The organism is Kitasatospora sp. NPDC048365 (genome assembly GCF_043200835.1).
Lineage (GTDB): Bacteria > Actinomycetota > Actinomycetes > Streptomycetales > Streptomycetaceae > Kitasatospora > Kitasatospora terrestris.
This window is the reverse complement of record NZ_JBICYJ010000047.1, coordinates 1-18,769: the sequence shown is the minus strand read 5'-3', so window position 1 is coordinate 18,769 and position 18,769 is coordinate 1. Positions and strand designations below refer to the sequence as shown.

At 74.7% G+C, this 18,769-nt stretch carries 17 protein-coding genes and 1 riboswitch; of the genes, 10 read left to right on the top strand and 7 right to left on the bottom strand.

Translation table 11 applies throughout. The features are described from left to right. The first annotated feature begins 67 nt into the window (after positions 1 to 67). Positions 68 to 210, top strand: a riboswitch (SAM riboswitch). Between the two features lie 213 nt (positions 211 to 423). Both ACGFX4_RS33940 and ACGFX4_RS33935 read left to right on the top strand, forming a co-directional pair. Beyond that, complete coding sequence (locus tag ACGFX4_RS33940) at positions 424 to 1,140, top strand: IclR family transcriptional regulator (RefSeq protein WP_345700368.1); 717 nt, start codon at positions 424 to 426, stop codon at positions 1,138 to 1,140. A 101-nt stretch (positions 1,141 to 1,241) separates the two neighbouring features. Next, entirely contained in the window at positions 1,242 to 1,928 is a 687-nt protein-coding gene (locus ACGFX4_RS33935) for a DUF5995 family protein (RefSeq protein WP_393082841.1), read from the top strand. Positions 1,929 to 1,986: 58 nt separating this feature from the next. Here the strand turns inward: ACGFX4_RS33935 and ACGFX4_RS33930 are convergent, their stop codons facing one another. The 4 genes from ACGFX4_RS33930 to ACGFX4_RS33915 form a co-directional block, all read right to left on the bottom strand. Next, positions 1,987 to 3,426: a GuaB1 family IMP dehydrogenase-related protein gene (locus tag ACGFX4_RS33930; RefSeq protein ID WP_393082838.1), complete on the bottom strand. Its 1,440-nt coding sequence runs from the start codon at positions 3,424 to 3,426 to the stop codon at positions 1,987 to 1,989. A 175-nt stretch (positions 3,427 to 3,601) separates the two neighbouring features. Next, positions 3,602 to 4,243 (bottom strand): hypothetical protein, encoded by a 642-nt coding sequence (locus tag ACGFX4_RS33925; RefSeq protein WP_393082835.1) that lies wholly within the window; start codon positions 4,241 to 4,243, stop codon positions 3,602 to 3,604. Between the two features lie 33 nt (positions 4,244 to 4,276). Continuing rightward, positions 4,277 to 5,020 (bottom strand): transglycosylase SLT domain-containing protein, encoded by a 744-nt coding sequence (locus ACGFX4_RS33920; RefSeq protein WP_393082833.1) that lies wholly within the window; start codon positions 5,018 to 5,020, stop codon positions 4,277 to 4,279. Positions 5,021 to 5,694: 674 nt separating this feature from the next. Then, positions 5,695 to 7,194: an MFS transporter gene (locus tag ACGFX4_RS33915; RefSeq protein WP_393082829.1), complete on the bottom strand. Its 1,500-nt coding sequence runs from the start codon at positions 7,192 to 7,194 to the stop codon at positions 5,695 to 5,697. Between the two features lie 94 nt (positions 7,195 to 7,288). On the opposite strand from ACGFX4_RS33915, the gene ACGFX4_RS33910 reads away from it, so the two are divergent. After that, the gene (locus tag ACGFX4_RS33910; RefSeq protein ID WP_393082827.1) at positions 7,289 to 8,242 is read left to right on the top strand and encodes an AEC family transporter; all 954 of its coding nucleotides are present in this window, start codon (positions 7,289 to 7,291) and stop codon (positions 8,240 to 8,242) included. Between the two features lie 7 nt (positions 8,243 to 8,249). On the opposite strand, the gene ACGFX4_RS33905 is transcribed toward ACGFX4_RS33910, so the two are convergent. Next, positions 8,250 to 9,464, bottom strand: coding sequence for a cytochrome P450 (locus ACGFX4_RS33905; protein WP_393082824.1), 1,215 nt, complete (start codon positions 9,462 to 9,464; stop codon positions 8,250 to 8,252). 144 nt (positions 9,465 to 9,608) lie between these two features. Here ACGFX4_RS33905 and ACGFX4_RS33900 point away from each other — a divergent pair, with 144 nt between their 5' ends. The 4 genes from ACGFX4_RS33900 to ACGFX4_RS33885 all read left to right on the top strand — a co-directional run bounded on the left by ACGFX4_RS33900 (position 9,609) and on the right by ACGFX4_RS33885 (position 14,551). Next, positions 9,609 to 11,075, top strand: coding sequence for an SDR family NAD(P)-dependent oxidoreductase (locus ACGFX4_RS33900; RefSeq protein WP_393082822.1), 1,467 nt, complete (start codon positions 9,609 to 9,611; stop codon positions 11,073 to 11,075). Further along, a complete protein-coding gene (locus ACGFX4_RS33895) occupies positions 11,072 to 11,548 on the top strand; it encodes an NUDIX hydrolase (RefSeq protein ID WP_393082819.1) in 477 nt (158 codons plus the stop codon). Before ACGFX4_RS33900 ends, ACGFX4_RS33895 begins: the two co-directional genes overlap by 4 nt. A 95-nt stretch (positions 11,549 to 11,643) precedes the next feature. Beyond that, a complete protein-coding gene (locus ACGFX4_RS33890; protein ID WP_393082816.1) occupies positions 11,644 to 12,843 on the top strand; it encodes a CapA family protein in 1,200 nt (399 codons plus the stop codon). Positions 12,844 to 12,997: 154 nt separating this feature from the next. Next, complete coding sequence (locus tag ACGFX4_RS33885) at positions 12,998 to 14,551, top strand: hypothetical protein (RefSeq protein ID WP_393082813.1); 1,554 nt, start codon at positions 12,998 to 13,000, stop codon at positions 14,549 to 14,551. Positions 14,552 to 14,793: 242 nt separating this feature from the next. Here ACGFX4_RS33885 and ACGFX4_RS33880 read toward each other — a convergent pair whose 3' ends face one another. Next, complete coding sequence (locus tag ACGFX4_RS33880; RefSeq protein ID WP_393082811.1) at positions 14,794 to 15,600, bottom strand: M24 family metallopeptidase; 807 nt, start codon at positions 15,598 to 15,600, stop codon at positions 14,794 to 14,796. Between the two features lie 104 nt (positions 15,601 to 15,704). On the opposite strand from ACGFX4_RS33880, the gene ACGFX4_RS33875 reads away from it, so the two are divergent. After that, positions 15,705 to 16,364: a TetR/AcrR family transcriptional regulator gene (locus tag ACGFX4_RS33875; protein WP_393082809.1), complete on the top strand. Its 660-nt coding sequence runs from the start codon at positions 15,705 to 15,707 to the stop codon at positions 16,362 to 16,364. Between the two features lie 102 nt (positions 16,365 to 16,466). Next, positions 16,467 to 17,129, top strand: coding sequence for a signal peptidase I (gene lepB, locus ACGFX4_RS33870; protein WP_393082806.1), 663 nt, complete (start codon positions 16,467 to 16,469; stop codon positions 17,127 to 17,129). A gap of 29 nt (positions 17,130 to 17,158) precedes the next feature. On the opposite strand, the gene ACGFX4_RS33865 is transcribed toward lepB, so the two are convergent. Beyond that, entirely contained in the window at positions 17,159 to 17,743 is a 585-nt protein-coding gene (locus tag ACGFX4_RS33865) for a TetR family transcriptional regulator (protein ID WP_393082803.1), read from the bottom strand. 218 nt (positions 17,744 to 17,961) lie between these two features. Here ACGFX4_RS33865 and ACGFX4_RS33860 point away from each other — a divergent pair, with 218 nt between their 5' ends. Next, positions 17,962 to 18,666 carry a cholesterol esterase gene (locus ACGFX4_RS33860; protein WP_393082801.1) on the top strand — a complete coding sequence of 235 codons (705 nt, stop codon included), beginning with the start codon at positions 17,962 to 17,964 and terminating at the stop codon, positions 18,664 to 18,666. Positions 18,667 to 18,769: the final 103 nt, after the last annotated feature.

Sequence of the window (18,769 nt, the reverse complement as noted above, 5' to 3'; positions counted from 1 at the left end):
CGCCGGACGGGCACCCCGACCCGAAGTGGCTGGCAAGCCGCGCCGGGAGTCTTGTAAGGTTCCTCGCGAATCATCCAGAGGGGTGGAGGGACCGGCCCTACGAAGCCCCGGCAACTCCCCGGTCGTCACGGCGCTCGAAGCTCGCGCCGCGCAACCGGGTCCAGTGCCAACTCCGGCTCGTCGCCAACGTGGCGGCGGGGAAGATGAGGAGTGCTTCTGTGCTGCCCCGTGCCGCGGCCCCTGCCGCCCCCTGCGCCGTGCTGATCCCCGGCGCCCTGCCCACGCCGATGTCCACCCGTCTCGTCCCCGACGCGGGCTCTTCGCCGACCTCTTCGGCCCTCCCCCGCTGACGATCCCCGCTCCCCCTGCCCGGAGCCCCGGGGGCGTCAGGCCCCCGGGTACGAGACTGGAGTACCCCCACCCATGGACACCCTGAGCGGCGTCGGCGTGCTCGACAAGACCACCGCGATCCTCGGCACCCTGGAGGCCGGCCCCACCTCGCTGGCCGGCCTGGTCGCGGCGACCGGCCTGGCCCGGCCGACCGCCCACCGCCTCGCCGTCGCCCTGGAGCACCACCGCCTGGTCGCCCGCGACCTGCAGGGCCGGTTCGTGCTCGGGCCGCGGCTGGCCGAACTGTCGGCGGCGGCCGGCGAGGACCGGCTGCTCTCCGCGGCCGGACCGGTGCTGACCGAGCTGCGCGACCTGACCGGCGAGAGCGCGCACCTGTACCGGCGGCGCGGCGAGCAGCGGGTCTGCGTGGCGGCGGTCGAGCGGGTCGCCGGGCTGCGGGACACCGTGCCGGTCGGCTCCTCGCTGTCGATGAAGGCGGGTGCGGCCGCGCAGATCCTGCTGGCCTGGGAGGAGCCGGAGCGGCTCTACACGGCGCTGCGCGGGGCCCGGTTCACCGCGACGGCGCTGAGCGGGGTGCGCCGCCGGGGCTGGTCGCAGTCGGTGGGCGAGCGCGAGCCGGGGGTGGCGTCGGTGGCGGCGCCGGTCCGCGGTCCGGGCAACCGGGTGGTGGCGGCGCTCGCGGTCTCCGGCCCGATCGAACGGCTCACCCGGCACCCGGGTTCGCGCTTCGCCGACGCGGTGGCCGAGGCCGCCGAGCGGCTCTCCGCGGCGGTCACCCCCCACCCCTGACGCCGTCCGCCCCCGGTCGCGGCCGTGTGCGCGCGGCGGCTTGGAGCGGCGGAGGTCCGGTGCGACAGTGGGGCTTCCGGACGAACCGATGGGACGACCGTATGACGATCAGCCAGCTTCCGACGGTGGACCAGGTGATCGAGCGGATGGCCGCCCTGTCGGCCGAACTCCCGCCCACCGACGGGGTCGCGGTCTTCAACTCGATGTACCTGACGGTGACCCGGCTGGTCCGCGCGCAGCTGGACGCGGTGTACTTCGACGACCCGGCCGCCCTGGCCGACCTCGACTCCGGCTTCGCCGTGCGCTACCTGGACGCGGTCGACGCCGACCGGGCCGGGCGCCGGCCGGCCGCCTGCTGGCGCCCGCTGTTCGAGCTGCGTGCCACCCCGGGCATCCACCCGCTGCAGTACGCGTTGGCGGGCATGAACGCCCACATCGAGCACGACCTGCCGCTCGCCGTGCTGGACACCTGCCGGCGGCTGGGCCGCGAGCCCGAGCAGCTGGCCGCCGACTACCGGCGGGTCAACGACCTGCTCGCCCGGGTCGAGGACGAGGTCCGCGACGCGCTGCTGCCGGGCCCGGACGACCTGCCGGTGGCCGACCCGCTGATGCACGTGGTCGGCGTCTGGTCGGTCGACCGCGCCCGGGACGCCGCCTGGGCCAGCGTCCTCGCGCTGTGGGGGCTGCGCCGCGTGCGGCCGGCGTACGACGCGGTGGCGGACGCGCTCTCGCACTCGGTCGGCATGGTGAGCCGGGCGCTGCTCACGCCGCTGGACGGCAAGGTCTGAGCACGCGCGAGGGCCGGTCCCCCGCCGCGGTGGCGGGGGACCGGCCCTCGGTGCCGGATCAGGCCCAGCTGGAGTGCAGCGGCTTGCCCTCGGCGTAGCCGGCCGCGCTCTGCACGCCGATGATCGCCTTCTGGTGGAAGTCCTCCAGCGAGGAGGCGCCCGCGTAGGTGCAGGACGAGCGGACACCGGCCACGATCGAGTCGATCAGGTCCTCGACGCCGGGGCGGGCCGGGTCGATGAACATCCGCGAGGTGGAGATGCCCTCCTCGAAGAGGCCCTTGCGGGCGCGGTCGTACGCCGACTCGTCGGAGGTGCGGTTGCGCACGGCGCGGGCGGACGCCATGCCGAAGCTCTCCTTGTACTGGCGGCCGTCGGCGGCGGTCTGCAGGTCGCCGGGCGACTCGTAGGTGCCGGCGAACCAGGAGCCGATCATCACGTTGGAGGCGCCGGCGGCCAGCGCCATCGCCACGTCGCGCGGGTGGCGGACACCGCCGTCGGCCCAGACGTGCTTGCCCAGGCGGCGGGCCTCGGCGGCGCACTCCAGCACCGCGGAGAACTGCGGGCGGCCGACGCCGGTCATCATCCGGGTGGTGCACATCGCGCCGGGGCCGACGCCGACCTTCAGGATGTCCGCGCCGGCCTCGACCAGGTCGCGGACGCCGTCGGCGGCGACCACGTTGCCGGCCACGATCGGCACCTGCGGGTCGAGGCCCCGCACGGCCTGCAGCGCGCTGATCATCGACTCCTGGTGGCCGTGCGCGGTGTCGACCACCAGCACGTCCGCACCGGCCTCCAGCAGCGCCTTGGCGCGGCCGGCCACGTCGCCGTTGATGCCGACGGTGGCGGCGATCCGCAGCCGGCCGTTCGCGTCCACGGCGGGGGTGTACAGGGTGGCGCGCAGCGCGTTCTTGCGGGTCAGCAGGCCGACCAGGGTGCCGTCGGGGGCGATGACCGGGGCGAGCTTGCGGTGGTGCTCGTTGAGCCGGTCGAAGGCGGTGCGCGGGTCGATGCCCTCCTCCAGGAGCAGCAGGTCGCGGCTCATCACCTCGGAGAGGCTGGTGAAGCGGTCGACGCCCTGGCAGTCGCCCTCGGTGACCACGCCGACCGGCTTGCCGCCCTCGACCACCACGAGCGCGCCGTGGGCGCGCTTGGGCAGCAGGGAGAGGGCGTCGGCGACGGTGTGGCCGGGGTTCAGGGTGATCGCGGTGTCGTGCACCAGGTGCCGCTGCTTGACCCAGCCGATGACCTCGGAGACCACCTCGATCGGGATGTCCTGCGGGATGGCCACCAGGCCGCCGCGGCGCGCCACGGTCTCCGCCATCCGGCGGCCGGCGATCGCGGTCATGTTGGCCACGACCAGCGGGACGGTGGTGCCGGTCCCGTCGTTGGACGCGAGGTCGACACCCTGCCGGGAGCCCACGGCGGAACGGCTGGGGACCATGAAGACGTCGTCGTACGTGAGGTCGTACGCGGGCTTGAGGTCGTTCAGGAAGCGCATGAAGGGGGCTCTCTGGCTGGGGAAAGGTACACCTCGGGCGCGGTAGCGGCGTTGCCGCAGGGCGCTCTCGGGCGCCCCGCACCCAACGTTCAATACTCCGTGATACCCGGGTCCGAAGCCAGCTCACGCGCGGATTTCGAAGATCAACACAATGGTCGTACGAATCCGGGCGCACTCAGTTGGAGGTTCCTACAGCCGCGAGGTCGCGCCCTTCGGTGAAGAAGGCCGTCAGGTCGCCCTGGGTGGGCAGGTCGGCCAGGCGGCGGGCGGCGCCGAACGGGGCGTTCCAGAAGGCGCCGGTGCGCGGGGTGTGCGGGCCGACGTAGGCGTACGGCTCGGGCAGGAAGCCGTCGCCCGGGGAGACGCCGTAGTTCACCTCGGCGACGGTGACGCCGAGGTCGAAGTGCTCGGGCCAGAGCACCGGGTCGCAGCCGGGGAAGGCCTCCCGCAGGGCGGCGTCGCCGCGGGCGAAGGCGTCGGCGATCAGCCGGGCGCAGGCGGGCTCGACGTGCAGCGGCTCGTCGGGGGCGACCCCGGAGCCGTCCGCGTACAGGCCCTGCGGGCCGCCGGGGGTGATGCCCGCCGCGGCGGCGAGGGCGGCGCAGGTGGATCCCGCCAGCGGGTGGCCGGTGCCGTCGGGGGTGAGCAGCGCGCCGTCCACCACCAGGAGCGGCGGGTCGGTGCGGGTCGCGAACCCGCCCGGGACGGGGCGCAGCCGAATGGTTGCGGCCGGCCCGCGGTACTGCGGGCCGGCCAGCAGGGTCTCGGCGACGCCGTGCAGCGCGCGCCGGGTACGGGCGAGGGAGTCGAGGTCCATGCCCCGCATCCTGCCCGCGGTCGGGCGTCGGATTTAGTAGCCGCGCCAGTGCGAGCCGTAGCCGCGGGCCGAGGCCATCTTGTCCATGCCGCCGTACTTGGCGTCGCAGTAGCGCGAGCTGGCGATCAGGTTGTCGACGGGGTTGCGGATGTCGTTGTGGCCCGGCAGCGCGTAGGTCTTGAAGGTCGGCTGGATCACCTGGGTCAGGCCGATCGACGGGGTGCCGATCTTGGCGTTGGAGTCCCAGCCGTTGACGGCGTTCGGGTTGCCGGTCGACTCGGCCATCGCGGTGGCGTACATCGCCTTGTAGGACGGCACCGGCTTGCCGGCGGCGGCCAGCACGTCGCGGGCCTCGCGGATCCAGCCGTCCAGGTTGTTGGAGTAGCTCGGCTTCTGCGGCTCCGGGGCGGGGGCCGGCGCCGGCGCCGGGGCGGGGGCCGGGGCGGCGGCCTGCTCCGGCTGCGCGGCCGGGGCCTGCTCGGCCGGGGCGGCCTCGGCGGCCTCGGCGGCCTGCGGGGCGGCCTCGCGGGCCTCGCCACGGCTGGCGGCCTCGTCGCCCTGCGGGGCGGCGGCCTGCTGCGCGGCGTCGGCGGGGGCCGCGGCGGCGGCAGCGGCGGCGGCCGGCACCCGCTCCGGGGCGGCGACCGCCTGGGCGACGGGCAGCACCGTGCCGAGCAGCACCGCACCGGCGACACCGGCGCCCAGCATGTAGTCCGGCATCCGGCGGTGTCCGAGCTGCTTGGGCAGATGGCGCAGGCCGTGCTTGATCTGTCGCATGTCCGAGTACCTCCGAGGTGTCGTCCAGGTCACTTGCCGACCCGGTTGGACACATGCGGAAGCCCCGCGACTGAACGGGGACCCACAAGACCGGGGGCGGCCGGGCCCGGCGGCAACCCTGCTCACCGGGTGCGCAGCCCGCGTCGATTCGCGAACGGCTGCGCCATGGCGCCTGTCACTGGGGCTCGACTGGTGGCCGGCCCGGGGCGCAATCACGATCCTGCGTGAGCCCTCGTCGGGCGGCAAGCAGTCCCGTTTGTCCTTATTTGACCCGATTGATTCGGGAATGCCGGTCGGAGTCCTGCGAGTTGACGACGAGTCACCCGGCCGACGGCGCTCCCCCTATGAGCAGGCTCACAGGGGGTGACGGACGTCTCCCGGGGCCGGGAATTCGCCTCCGACCCTTGCCGCGCAAGGGTTCCGGGGCGGTCGGCGGCCTCCGCACGGGCCCGGGAGCGGCCCGGCGGGCGCGGTGATCCCCGCCACGGCCCGCGACCCCGGAGGATGCGCCAGGTCACACCGCCGGCGCCGACGGAGTGACCGCGGTCACCGGCCACCGGGCCGGGAGGCGCACCGGGCGCCTCCCTCGGCACCCCGCGGGGCACCGGAAGGTGAGCGGGGTCACCGGCCGCCGGTCTTGCGTCCCGCCCCGAGGTGACCGGGGCCACCCGCGGTCAGCCGCCGGCCGTCCCGGCGGTGCGGCCGGCGCGGCCGGCGCGGCCGGCGCGGAGGGAGAGGAGGAGCGCGAGCAGGACGACCGCCGCGCAGGCGGCGGTGGCGTGCCAGTAGGCGTCGCGGTGGCCGAGCAGGCCGGCGGTGGACCCCCGGAGGTAGACGCCGGAGACGGCGGAGATGCCGACGGCGGCCGCGATCCGCTGGGACATCTGCAGGATGCCGCCGGCCACCCCGGCGGCCTCGGCGGGGGCGTGGCGCAGGGTGAAGGCCTGGTTGGGGGCGACGATCAGGCCGGAGGAGACGCCCTGGGCCAGCTGCGTGCAGGCGAGCACGTACGGGAGGGCGGCGCCGGGGACGTACAGGCCGGCGAGGCCCGCGGTGAGGAGGGCGAAGAGGGAGAGGCCGAGGCCGAGGGAGACGGCGCTGCGGCCGTAGCGCTGGACGACCCGGCCGGCCTGGGAGGAGGTGGCGGCCATGGCGAGCGCGGCGGGCAGCGCGACCGCGCTGGTGGCGAGCGCGGAGAGGCCGAGCGCGTCGCGCAGGAACATGGTCTGGATCAGCGAGCCGGCGATCGAGGTGCCGAACTGGGCCATCGCCACCGTCGTCCCGAGGGCGTACGGGCGGGAGCGGGCGAGCGCGGGGTGCAGCAGCGGGTGCCGTCCGGTGCGCGCGTAGTGCCGCTGCCAGCGGGCGAAGGCGAACGCGACGGCCACCGCCGCCACGGCGAACGCGGCGCCGCCGAGCGCGCCCGGCGGCCGGATGAACGGCAGCATCACCAGCAGCGTGAGCACCGCGACCAGGGCCAGGCCGACCGCGTCCAGGTCGGAGTGGCGGGCGCGCGGACGCGGCGCGGGCAGGTAGCGGGCGGCCAGGACGACCGTCGCCAGGCCGAACGGCGCGCTGAGCAACAGGGTGAGCCGCCAGCCGAGTTCGGGGCCGGCGAGGGCCAGCAGCAGGCCGCCGAGCGGCGGCCCGAGGGCGGTGGACAGGCCGCCGGTCAGGACGTACAGGCCGAGCGCGCGGGCCCGGCGGGTGCCGGTGAAGACGTCCTGCAGGGTGCCGATCATCTGGGCGTTGACCAGGCCGGCGCCCGCGCCCTGGAGCAGCCGGGCGGCGACCAGGACCCAGGCGCTCTGGGCGGTGCCGGCGAGCGCGCCCACCGCGGTGAACAGCGCGAGGCCCGCGACGAACAGCCACTTGCGGCCGCGGACGTCACCGAGCCGCCCGCCCGGGACGAGGGCGAGGCCGAAGGCCAGCGAGTAGCCCGCGACGATCCAGGCGATCTGCGCGGAGTCGGCGTGCAGCGAGTCCCGGACGTCGGATATCGCGATGTTGAGCACGGACTGGTCGAGCAGCGTGGTGAAGCCCGCCGCCATGCAGACCGCCAGGACCCGGCGTCCGGCGGCGTCGAACCGGGAGTCGTCGGCGGACGGGGCGCCGGACCCGGCGGTGGCGGGCCCGGGGTGGTCGGGGAGGGTGTCGGGAGATCGGTTCGGCACGTCCGGAAGACTATCCGCGTCCGATCCATCGCCCCGCCGTCGGCCCGGCCACCCGCCGGGTGCCCCGTCGGCCCGCCAGACCGAGGACCCCGCGATGCCCGATCTGCAACCGCTGCTCGCCGCCTTCGTACCGATCTGGGTGCTGACCGCGATCGGCTACCTGGTCAGCCGGACCGGGGTGCTCGGCGAGCAGGCGGAGCAGGTGCTGGTGAAGTTCGTCTTCCTGGTGGCGATGCCCGCCCAGCTGTTCACCGTGGTCGGGCGGACCCCGCTCGGCGCGTTCGCCAACGCCTCGATGCTGGCGTTCGCGGCGGGCACGGTCGCGGCCTCCGCCCTGGGACTGGCCGCGGGACGCTGGCTGTTCGGCCGCCGCAGCGCGGACCAGGCGATCAACTCGATGGCGGCCGGGTACGTGAACTCCGGCAACCTGGGCATCCCGGTGGCGGTCCAGGTGCTCGGCGACGCCTCGCTGATCGCTCCGGTGCTGCTCTTCCAGGTCCTGCTGGTCACCCCGCTGGTCCTGGCCGCGCTGGACGCCGGCACCGGCGGCGAGCGGCGGCCCGCCGCGCTGGCCCGGCGGGCGCTGCTGCTGCCGCTGCGCAACCCGATCATCCTCGGCGCCGGGCTCGGCGCGCTCTGTTCGGCGACCGCCTGGCACCCGCCCGCCGCCCTCGGGCACTCCTTCGAACTGCTCGGCAACGCCGCCGTACCGACCGCGCTGATCACCCTGGGCATGTCGCTGCACGGCCGCTCCGCCGCGAGCAGCAGCGCGCTGCGGGCGGAGACCGGGGTGACGGTGGCGATCAAGACGCTGGTGCAGCCGCTCGCCGCGCTCGCGTTCGGCGCGCTGGTCCTGCACCTGCCGGAGCACCAACTGCTCGCCGTAGTGCTGCTCTCCGCGCTGCCGACCGCGCAGAACGTCTTCACCTACGCCAAGCAGTACGGCCTGGGGACGGCGCTGGCGCGCGAGTCGGTCCTCGGCTCGACGCTGCTGTCGATGGTGACCCTCTCCGGCATCACCTGGCTGCTGTCCACCACCGGGCACTGACCCGGCGTCAGAAACGCACCGGCAGGCGGGTCAGGGCGCGGCTGCGCAGCGAGCGCATCCAGGGCGGGGAGTCGGCGGGTTCGGCGAGTTCGAGCCGCGGGAAGCGGCGGAGCACCGCCGCCACGGCGATCCGGTTCTCCAGCCGGGCGAGGGCGGCGCCGACGCAGAAGTGCGGGCCGCGGCCGAACGCCAGGTGGCCGGGGCCGTCCCGGTCGGGGTCGAACAGCTCGGGCCGGGGGAAGACGTCGGGGTCGCGGTTGGCGGCCGCCCAGGAGAGCCAGACCCGTTCACCGGGCGGGACCGTCGTCCCGGCGAGGGTGACCGGTTCGGTGGTGAAGCGCCGGACGGCGAGCATCGCGGGCGGGTTCCAGCGCAGCACCTCGTCGGTGAGCCGGTCCGGGTCGAGCCGCCCGGACCGGGCCGCCGCCAGCTGCGCGGGATGGGTCAGCAGCGCGTACAGCGTGCCCGATATCAGCCCGGCGGAGTTGTGGTAGCCGGCGAAGAGCAGCAGGAAGGCCATCGCGACCAGCTCGCTCCCGCCGAGCGCCGCCCGCTCCCGGTGGGCGGCGATCAGGTCGGACAGCAGGTCGTCGCCGGGGGCGTCCCCCTTCTCCGCGACCAGCTCGACCAGGAAGGCGTGCATCGCGCGCATCGCCTCGCGGGAGCGGCCGGGTGCGCCGGGGTCCGGGGAGAGCAGGGTGTCGGTCCACGTCCGGAAGTCGGTCCGCCGGGCGGGCGGCACGCCCAGCAGGTCGCAGATGACGGTCATCGCCAGCGGCATCGCCAGGTCGGCGACCAGATCGGCGCCGCCGCACCCGGCGAGGGGGTCGAGCAGCCGGTCGGCGGTGAGCCGGATCCGGTCGCCGAGGGCAAGGATCCGGCGCGGGCCGAGCGCCTCGGCGAGCAGGCGGCGCAGCCGGGCGTGGTCGGCGCCGTCGCGGTTCAGCAGGTGGCCGTCGAGCTCCGGCGGCAGCGAGTCTCCGGCGCTGCCTGCGGTCCGGGCGTGCCGCTTGTCCAGGGCCAGCCGCGGGTCCGCGGCGGCGGCCCGGACCTCGTGGTACCCGGTCACCAGGTGGACCGGCGCCCCGTCCGGCGCCACCGCCAGGTGCACCGCCCCGCCCGCCCGCAGCCCCGCGAAGCCCGCGTGCGGGTCGCGCAGGTGGCGGTCGTCCAGCGCGTACGGGCATCCGGTCGGCGGCACGGAGGACGATGCGTCGGTCACCGACCGCACGCTACCGCCACCGGCCGGACCCACCCGGATCCGTAAGGGACGGTCGTGATTTCCAATACTTACTTCGCGGCGGCACGGCCCACTCCCGTAGGCTTCGCCGGTACACAGGGCGCGAGCAAGGAAGTACCAGCGGGCATGGACAACGAAGAGATCGACTACGGCAAGGGCATCGACCCGCAGCGCCTGGAGCTCTGTCTCAGCGTCCTCGCCGAACTGGACGGCATCCACGTCGACCACCCGGACGCGATCACCGTCCGGCAGGCCGTCGGCGGCGTCTTCCGGACGCTCAAGCAGCGCCGCCGCCAGGAGATGCGGGCCCGCAAGACCGCCAACGACCGCGCCGTCACCGCGAAGACCGCGACCGGCGCCCCGGGCCGGATCGACGACGAGACGGCCGGCGTCTTCGGCCTGACCACCGAGACCACCTCCGAGCTGGCCGGGATACTCGAGCGCCCGCGCTCCTGCTACACCTGCAAGCAGCGCTACGTCGAGGTCGACGCCTTCTACCACCAGCTCTGCCGCAACTGCGCCGCGCTCAACCGCGCCCGCCGCGTCGCGCGGGCCGACCTGACCGGCAAGCGCGCGCTGCTCACCGGCGGCCGCGCCAAGATCGGCATGTACATCGCGCTCTGCCTGCTGCGCGACGGCGCCCACACCACCATCACCACCCGGTTCCCCAACGACGCGATCCGCCGCTTCACCGCGATGCCGGACAGCGACCAGTGGCTGCACCGGCTGAAGATCATCGGCATCGACCTGCGCGACCCCGCGCAGGTGATGGCCCTCGCCGACGAGGTCGCCGCCGACGGCCCGCTGGACATCCTGATCAACAACGCCGCGCAGACCGTGCGCCGCTCCCCCGAGGCGTACCGCGAGCTGGTCGCCGCCGAGTCGGCCCCGCTGCCGGCCGGCGTCCTGCCCGCGTCCACGGTGATCGGCCGGTTCGGCAGCGGCTCGGTGGACGTCCCGGCGCTGCCCGGCCAGGCCACCGGCGGCAGCGAGCGGATCAGCGCCGAGGAGGTCACCTCGCTCGCCCTGGTCACCGGCTCCGCCACCCCGGCCCGGATCGAGGCCGGCACCGCGATCGACGCCGGCGGCCTGGTGCCCGACCTGGCCGCGTCCAACACCTGGATCGAGACGGTCGAGCAGGTCAGCCCGATCGAGCTGCTGGAGGTGCAACTCTGCAACTCCACCGCGCCGTTCATCCTGATCAGCCGGCTCCGCCCGGCGCTGGCCGCCTCCGCTGCGCGCCGCAAGTACATCGTCAACGTCTCCGCCATGGAGGGCGTGTTCAACCGGGGCTACAAGGGCGCCGGGCACCCGCACACCAACATGGCCAAGGCGGCGCTCAACATGCTCACCCGCACCAGCGCGGACGAGATGTTCGAGACCGACGGCATCCTGATGACCGCCGTCGACACCGGCTGGATCACCGACGAGCGGCCACACCCCGACAAGATGCGGATGCACGAGGAGGGCTTCCACGCCCCGCTCGACCTGGTCGACGGCGCCGCCCGGGTCTACGACCCGATCGTCCGCGGCGAGGCCGGCGAGGACCTCTACGGCTGCTTCCTCAAGGACTACTCCAAGGGCAAGTGGTGACCTCGGGTCCGAGCACCCCGCCCCCGCCGCTGATCGGGGCCGGCGTCATCGTCCCCTCGACGGACGGGCGCTCGGTCCTGATCGGGCGCCGCACCACCGCCGGGGAGCCTCCCACCTGGAGCCTGCCCGGCGGCAAGGTCGACCACCCCGGCGAGTCCTTCGAGCAGGCCGCCGCCCGGGAACTCGCCGAGGAGACCGGCATCGAGCTGCCCGCCGAGCGGATGCGGGTGCTCGCCGTCCTGCTCGACCACGGCATCGGCCGCACCCGGCTCACCGCCGCCGTCCTCGCCCCGCCCAGCGACGCCCCCGCGTACGTCACCGAGCCGCACGCCTGCGCGGGCTGGGAGCGGGTGCCGGTGGACGCCCTGCCGGAGCCGATGTTCTACCCCTCCGCGCAGGTGCTCGCCGCCTGGCTGCCGGACTACCGCGCCCCCGAGGGCACCTTCCGCTACCGGGTCGACCCGATCGGGTGAGCCCCCGGGCGTGGCGCCGCCGCGGCGGCGGCGCCACCCGGCCCGGGCCGCATAGTCGGTCCTGTCAGACCACCCGACGATGGGACGGGCCGATCGTGCGACTGCTCCCCGCCGCCGCGCTCGCACTGCTGCTGGCCGCGGCGGGCTGCGCCCGACCCGCCGAGCCGGCCACCCCGCCGCCCGCCGGCGAACCCGCCGCCGCGCCCGCGCCCGCCGCCGCGCCCGGGCCCGCCACGGCCGCCGCGACCGGGCCCCGCCCGTTCACCCTGATCGCCACCGGCGACGTCCTGCCGCACACCGAGGTGATCCAGCAGGCCCACCAGGACGCGGGCGGCACCGGGTACGACTTCGCCCCGATGCTCGCCGGGGTGAAACCGCTGATCGCCGCCGCCGACCTGGCGATCTGTCACATGGAGACCGTCTACGGCCGCGACGGCGGCCCGTACACCGGCTACCCCACCTTCAAGTCCCCGCCCGAGGTGGCCCGGGCGCTCAAGGACGCCGGGTACGACTCCTGCTCCACCGCCTCCAACCACACCCTCGACGACGGCGCCGACGGCATCCGCCGCACCCTCGACGCGATGGACGCCGTCGGCCTGCGCCACACCGGCTCCGCCCGCACCGAACAGGAACGGGCCACCCCCGCCCTGCTCACCGCCGGCGGCGCCACGATCGCCCAACTCGCCTACAGCTACGACACCAACGGCATCCCGCTGCCCGCCGGCCGGCCGTGGGCGGTCAACCTGATCGACCGCGACCGGATCCTCGCCGACGCCCGGGCCGCCCGCGCCGCCGGCGCCGACCTGGTCCTGGTCAGCCTCCACTGGGGCACCGAGTGGCAGGACAGCCCCGACGCGCAACAGCTCGACCTCGCCCGGGAACTGACCGCCGCCCGGACCGGCGACCGGCCCGACGTCGACCTGATCATCGGCACCCACGCGCACATCCCGCAGGCCTACGAGAAGGTCAACGGCACCTGGGTGGTCTACGGCCTCGGCGACCAGATCGCCGGCGAGATGTTCAACCCCACCGGCGCCCAGGACGCCCGCGGCAACTGGAGCTCCATCGCCCGCTTCACCTTCACCCCGCCCACCACCCCCGGCGGGCGGTGGACGGTCGGCAGGGCCGAGTTCGTCCCGCAGCTGATGGACCTCACCACCTTCCGCGTGCTCGACCTGCCCGCCGCCGTCCGCAGCCGGCCGGACCGCACCGACTGGGCGCAGGCCCTGGAGCACATCCGCTCGGTGGTGCTCAGCCGCTCCGGCGCCGAGGCCGGACTCACCATGTCCGAGTGAATCCCGAGCACACTGTCAGTCGGATCTGATGTCATGTCACCAACGTGTCCCGATCACCGGCCACTCCTCGTGGTCAGGTAGTCGGCACTGAGTTCGATGTGTATCGTCGCAGTGCGCGATCAGTGAACGCGACGCCGGTGGTCAGGGGGCGGTTATGGCGATCGAGTTACCTTCAGAGCTGTCGTTCGTACTCAACCTGCTGGGGATCAAGTGGCCCCAGGCCAACGAGGACGAACTCATAAAACTGGCCGACCAGTTGAAGAAGCTCGCCACCCAGATCGACTCCACCCAGATGGCGGCGGACAAAGCCATCACCACGCTCGGCGAGTACTACCACGGCGACGCCGCCGACAAGCTGGCCGAAGTGTGGTCCGGAATCAGCAAGTTCTCCGGGATCATCGTCGACGCCTGCGAGACCGCGTCCAAGGTGCTGCAGGGGGCAGCGCTGGTGATCGAGGTCTGCAAGGGTCAGTGCATCGTCCAACTGGTGAATATCCAAGCCCAGTTGGCAGCATCCTCGGCCACCTTCGGGCTCAGCACCGGCGCCATCATCGCGCTGGGCCGCGAGATCATCTCCCGGATCCTCGACGAGGCCGTCTCCCGGCTCGCCAAGATGATCGCCGAGCCGGTCGCCGACCTCGCCGAGAAGGCCGTCAAGGAGGTCCTCGGCACGCCCCCGGGCAAGTCCAACGGCCAGAGCTTCGGCATCGACCTCGCCAGGATGACCGCCACCGCCGTCGAACTCCGCCGCCACGGCGACGACATCGACTCGCACGGCTCCTCCTTCCGCAAGATCGTCGACAGCCTGGACATCGGCAACCCCAGCGAGATGTTCGGCAAGATCGCCGTCGAGGCCGCCGAACAGATCGCCCGCGCCGTCGGCGTCGAAATCATCAACCGACTGCTCAACCACTTCCGCGACACCGCCGGGAAGATGGACACCATCGTCCGCAACCTCAGCGACCACGAGGACTCCCAGCGGCACGCCATCGGGGCCCTCGGCTCGCAGCAGGCCTCCCCGCTCAGCCCGCTCCAACTCGCGGGCGGGGCCGGCGGAGCACTCGGCGGCGGACACTCCGGCGACGCCGGGCTCTCCGCGTTCGACAGCCTCCGCCCGCACCTCGCCGGCGGCGGCAGCGGCGGCGTCGGCGGCCACGGCGGCTCCGGCACCAGCGTCCTCGGCGGGATCAACCTCTCGCCCCACCTCGGCGGCCACGGCGGCGGCTCCGGCGGCGGAGGCGGCGGCACCGACGGCCCCGACCGGGTGGCCGGCGCCCTCCCGCACCAGGGGCAGGGGCTCCGGCTCGGCGCCGGCACCGGGCGCCGCGGCGGAGGCGGCGGCACCCAGACCGACCTCGAAGCCGGCACCGGCGGCCCGCACGGCAGCTCCGCCGGCGGCGGCACCAACGGCGTGGTCGGCGCCGGTGCAAACGGCAGCGGGTCCGGCAACGGCTCCGGGAACGGCGCCCGCGGCATGGCCGCGCCGCCGCCCGGCATGATGGGCGGCCACTACGGCCCCGTCGGCGGCGGCAGCTCCGGCAACGGGAACGTCCGCTCCGCCGTCGCCCAACAGCGCGGCAACCGCCGCCCCGAGGACGACGAAGAGGACGAGACCCGCCGCACCGTCCCCATCGTCGAGGACCTCGACGACGCCGTCGAGACCCACCACCAACTGGGCCCCGTCCACATCTTCACCCCCACCGACTGACCCGACGCCCTCCCGGCCCCCAGCCGGGAGGGCGCCCACACATCAGCACGGGCAACGAGCCTCCCGCCACGGCCTGCGGCACAGCCCACCGCCACCGACCGGTGACGAACCGGCCCCGCCGCAGACGCGGGCCGGGCATGGCCCCGATGGTCAACGCCCGCGCAACGAACGAGCCCCGCCCCGCAGGCGCAAGGGCGCAGCCCACACCGCCGCAGGCACAAGGGGGCGGTCGGCGTTCCGTATTACGGGGTGCGTGCGTGGGGGAGGTCGTCGTCGAGCCAGCAGGCGGAGGTCTCGGTGACGACCAGGAGTTCCTCGAAGGCGACTCCGACGCCGCGGAAGGCGACCCTGGGGCTGACGGCCCACAGGCCCGGCGGGAGGCGGTGGGCGTGGGAGGCGGGTCGGGCCGGGCCCGTACGGCGTTGCGGGTCGCCGGCGCGGGCGGGCGCCGAGCGGGCGATGACCCCGCCGAGCAGGCCGCGGTCGGGGTTGTCGTAGCCGTGCCTCGCGGCGAGTGCGTCCACGGCCCGGCCGAGCCGGTGGAGCGGGCTGCCGCGCCGCACTTCGCGCAGGACGAGGTCCCGGTACGCGGGCAGGTCGGCCCGCAGCACGTCCCAGACAGGGTTGCCGCCGAGGCGCCCGGCGAGCGCGACGCCGACGGTGCGGCCGCCGGCGGTGAGGACGCAGTCGAGCAGGTAGGGCGTCCCGTCCCGGAGCCGTTCCGGTTCCCGGAGCCGCGCCAGGAGGCGCCCGCCCATCCCCGGCAGCCCGCCCGGCGTGCCGGCACCGGCGGTCCGCCGCCCGAAGCGGGCCGAAGGCCGCCGGGCGAACGCGCCGATCCCGGCCGCCCGCAGCTCCTGTCGGAGCCGTTCGGCCGCGTCGCTCTCCCGCATGCCGGCGCGCAGCCGACCGGCGGCCCGTTCGGCCACCCCGTAGGCGAGTTGCTGCAGGTCGCGGTAGCGGTCGAGGTCGGATTCCTCGTACGGGAGCGCCGGCCGCCGGACGCGGTCCGGTGCCGTGCCGGGCGACCGGAGGGGGCTGCTGGGCATGGCGGTACCTCGCCTCGCGGGTCGGCCGGACGGGGGCTCACGGATGCTTGTTGAGTAGTACTCAAAAGTAGCCACGCCCGGGGGGAAGTCAATAGGATGCGCCCGTGCATCCCCTCCCCCAGCCCGGCGCGCAGCCCGGACGGCGACTGTCGGCGGATCAGCGCCGCCGCCAGATCCTGGACTCTGCCCGGGAGTTGGTGCACTCCGACGGCCTGGACACGCTGTCCGTGGAGTCGGCGGCCCGCTCGGCGGGGGTCTCACCGGGCCTGTTGTTCCACTACTTCGGTTCCCAGCGCGGGTTCCGGGCCGCCGTGGTGCAGTTGGTGGCGGACGAGGTGCTCGGCCAGGTCTCGCCGGATCCGGCGCTCAGCGGGTCGGCGCAACTGCGCGGCGGCATCGAGACATTCATCTCCTTCGTGGGCCGGCATCCGTCGCTGTACCTGGCGGTGGTCCGGCACGTGGACCGCGGCGGCACGGGCACGATGGCCACGCTCCACCGGGACGTCCGGGCCCGGTTCGCGGAGTGGATCCTGGTGGCGCTGACGGGCGCCGGTACCCCTCGTACGCCCGCCGTCGTCGCGACCGTGCACGGCTGGCTGGCGTACATGGAGGAGCTGCTGGTCGGCTGGCTGGACGGCACGGAGGTGACGGCGGATCAGCTCGCCGACCTGTGCGAGCGCAGCGCGTACCAGCTGGTCGCGGTGGCCGTGGACGACCCGGACCGCTGGCAGGCGATCCGCGCGGCCCTCGACCGCCGCCCCTGAGCCCGGCTCCGCCCGGGGTCTTCCGCAACGGGCGGCCGCACCACTACCGTCCCACCGCACCGCACCCGCATCCACCGGCCCTCTCCCCCTCAGGAGTGCCCGATGTCGACTCCCCTGCCCACCACGGACGTTGACGCCACCGACCGGCCGCGCCGGCGGACCACCCGCCTGCTGCTCGGCGTGCTCGTCGGCGTCGTGGTCGGGTGCGTGCTCGCGGCGGTGGCGACGGCCGCACTCGCGGTGCGGGTGGACGGTTCGAGCATGCGGCCGACGCTCGCGGACGGTCAGCGGCTGCTGGCCGTGCCGGGCAGCGGCGGGGCGGCGGTGCACCGGCTGGACGTGGTGCTGCTGCACCGTCCGGGCCGGGACGAGGTGATCGTCAAGCGGGTGATCGGCCTGCCGGGCGACCGGGTGGAGATCTCCTCGACGCCGCAGGACCCGTTCCTCGTCCTGGTGCAGCCGGGCGGCAGCGGCCCGTGGTTCCGGGTCGGCCTGCCGGCCTGGGCCGAGCAGGCGCACCGGACCGGCAGCTGCTGCACGCCGGACGGCACGCGGACGGCCGCCGCGACCGCGCAGACGGTGCCGCCGGGCAGGCTGTTCTTCCTCGGCGACAACCCGGACGGCTCCGAGGACTCCCGCAGCTTCGGCTGGGGCGACCTGGCCACCGTCTCCGGCCGCATCGGCCTGCGGGTGTGGCCCCCGGCCGCCGTCGGCACCCTGGACACCGCGCCCACCCTCACCGAGGTCCCCGCCCCGCCGAACTGAGCCCGGGCCCCACGGGCCCCCGAGTCGGATCAGGCGCGGGCGACGCGGACGAAGACCTCGGCGATCCGGCGGGCGGAGGTGGCGGGGTCGCCCGCGCCCTGGACGATGTGGCTGGCGGTCAGCCGGACGGCGGTGTCGACGGCGAGGTCGCGGGAGTCGGGGTCGATCGCGGGCCAGGCGGTGGCGGCGTAGCCGTCGAGCATGGCGGTGGCGGTGGTGAAGGCGGACTCGGCGCGGGTGGTGAGGTACGGGAGGAGGCCGTCCTCGCCGTCCCGGGTGGCGGTGAGCATGGCCTTGACCAGGGGGTTGCGCCCGGCGAGCCGGAGGGTGAAGAGGGCGGCGGCCTCGGCGGCGGCGTGCGGGTCGTCGGGGTGTTCGTCGAGCTGCTGCTCGATGCCGTGGAGGCAGAGTTCGAGTTCGCGGCGGAAGAGCGCTTCGCCGAGCGCGTCCTTGGAGCCGAACTCGTTGTAGACGGTCTGCCGGCTGACGCCGGCGACGGCGGCGATCTGGGTCATCCGCAGCCGGTCGAAGCCGTCGGCGGCGACCAGGTCCCGGGCGGTGTCGAGCAGCCGGTCCCGCAGCAGTGACCTGACGGTCTCCCTGATCCATGCCATTCGCCGAGTCTAGCCACGCCCCTGCGGCACGGAGCAGACACGCGTACCGACTCCTGCCAACTCTATTGACACTCCCTCACACCCTGCTTACTTTCTGGACACGCAGCCGAAATATGTAAAGCACTCCGGGAGTGTCGGGGATGGGCGCTCCCGGAGCCGGCCGCGCCTCAGGTACCCGCGCAGACCCTCAGCAGCGCGGGACGACGGTTGGAGACCCCATGCAGGAAGAATCAAGAGGTGTCACGCGCTGGCGCAGATCCGCGCTGATCGCGCTGCCGGCCACGGCCGCGATCGCCGCGATGACGGTGGCGATGGCTCAGGGCGTGCTCGCCGCGAACCTCTCGCTCACCAGCGTTCCGTTCACCCTGTCCTCGACCACCGTCGCGGCCCCCAAGGGCCTCGGCGCGGTCCTGACCACCGTGACCGCGGGCAGCTCCACCGCCGCGGCCGAGGTCGGCCTGCCCAAGGCGGGTCTGGACGGGATCTGCATCCACGCGGTCCAGTCGGTCAACCTGCCGGTCGTCGGCACGGTCGGCACCTGGTCGCTGAACATCTCCTCGCCGGCCGCGGCCACTCCCCTCACCTCCGCCCAGCTCGCCTCCGGGCAGGGCATCCAGGCGAACAACCTGATCCTGGACGCCCAATCGGTGAAGGGCGCCACCGCGACCCTCAACGCGACCGCCACCACCCCGAACCAGATCGGTGCGGCGGCCGACAGCGCCAACATCAAGGGCACCGGCATCAGCGACGGCACGGCCGGCCAGTTCGGCCTGGATGCCACCGGCGGCCAGACCGACATCAGCGGTCTCAAGGCCAACGCCAACGGCGCCACCATCGGCGGCGCCATCACCCTGCCCAACCTGGCGATCAACCTGGCCAACGGGGACACCGCCGGCAAGGGCGCGGGCGGCGGCGACTGCTGACGGACGGCCCCGTCCGCGGTACCGCAGCACCCGGGGTGGGGGGGGGGGGGCCCCCCCCCCCCCCCCCCCCCCCCCCCCCCCCCCCCCCCCCCCCCCCCCCCCC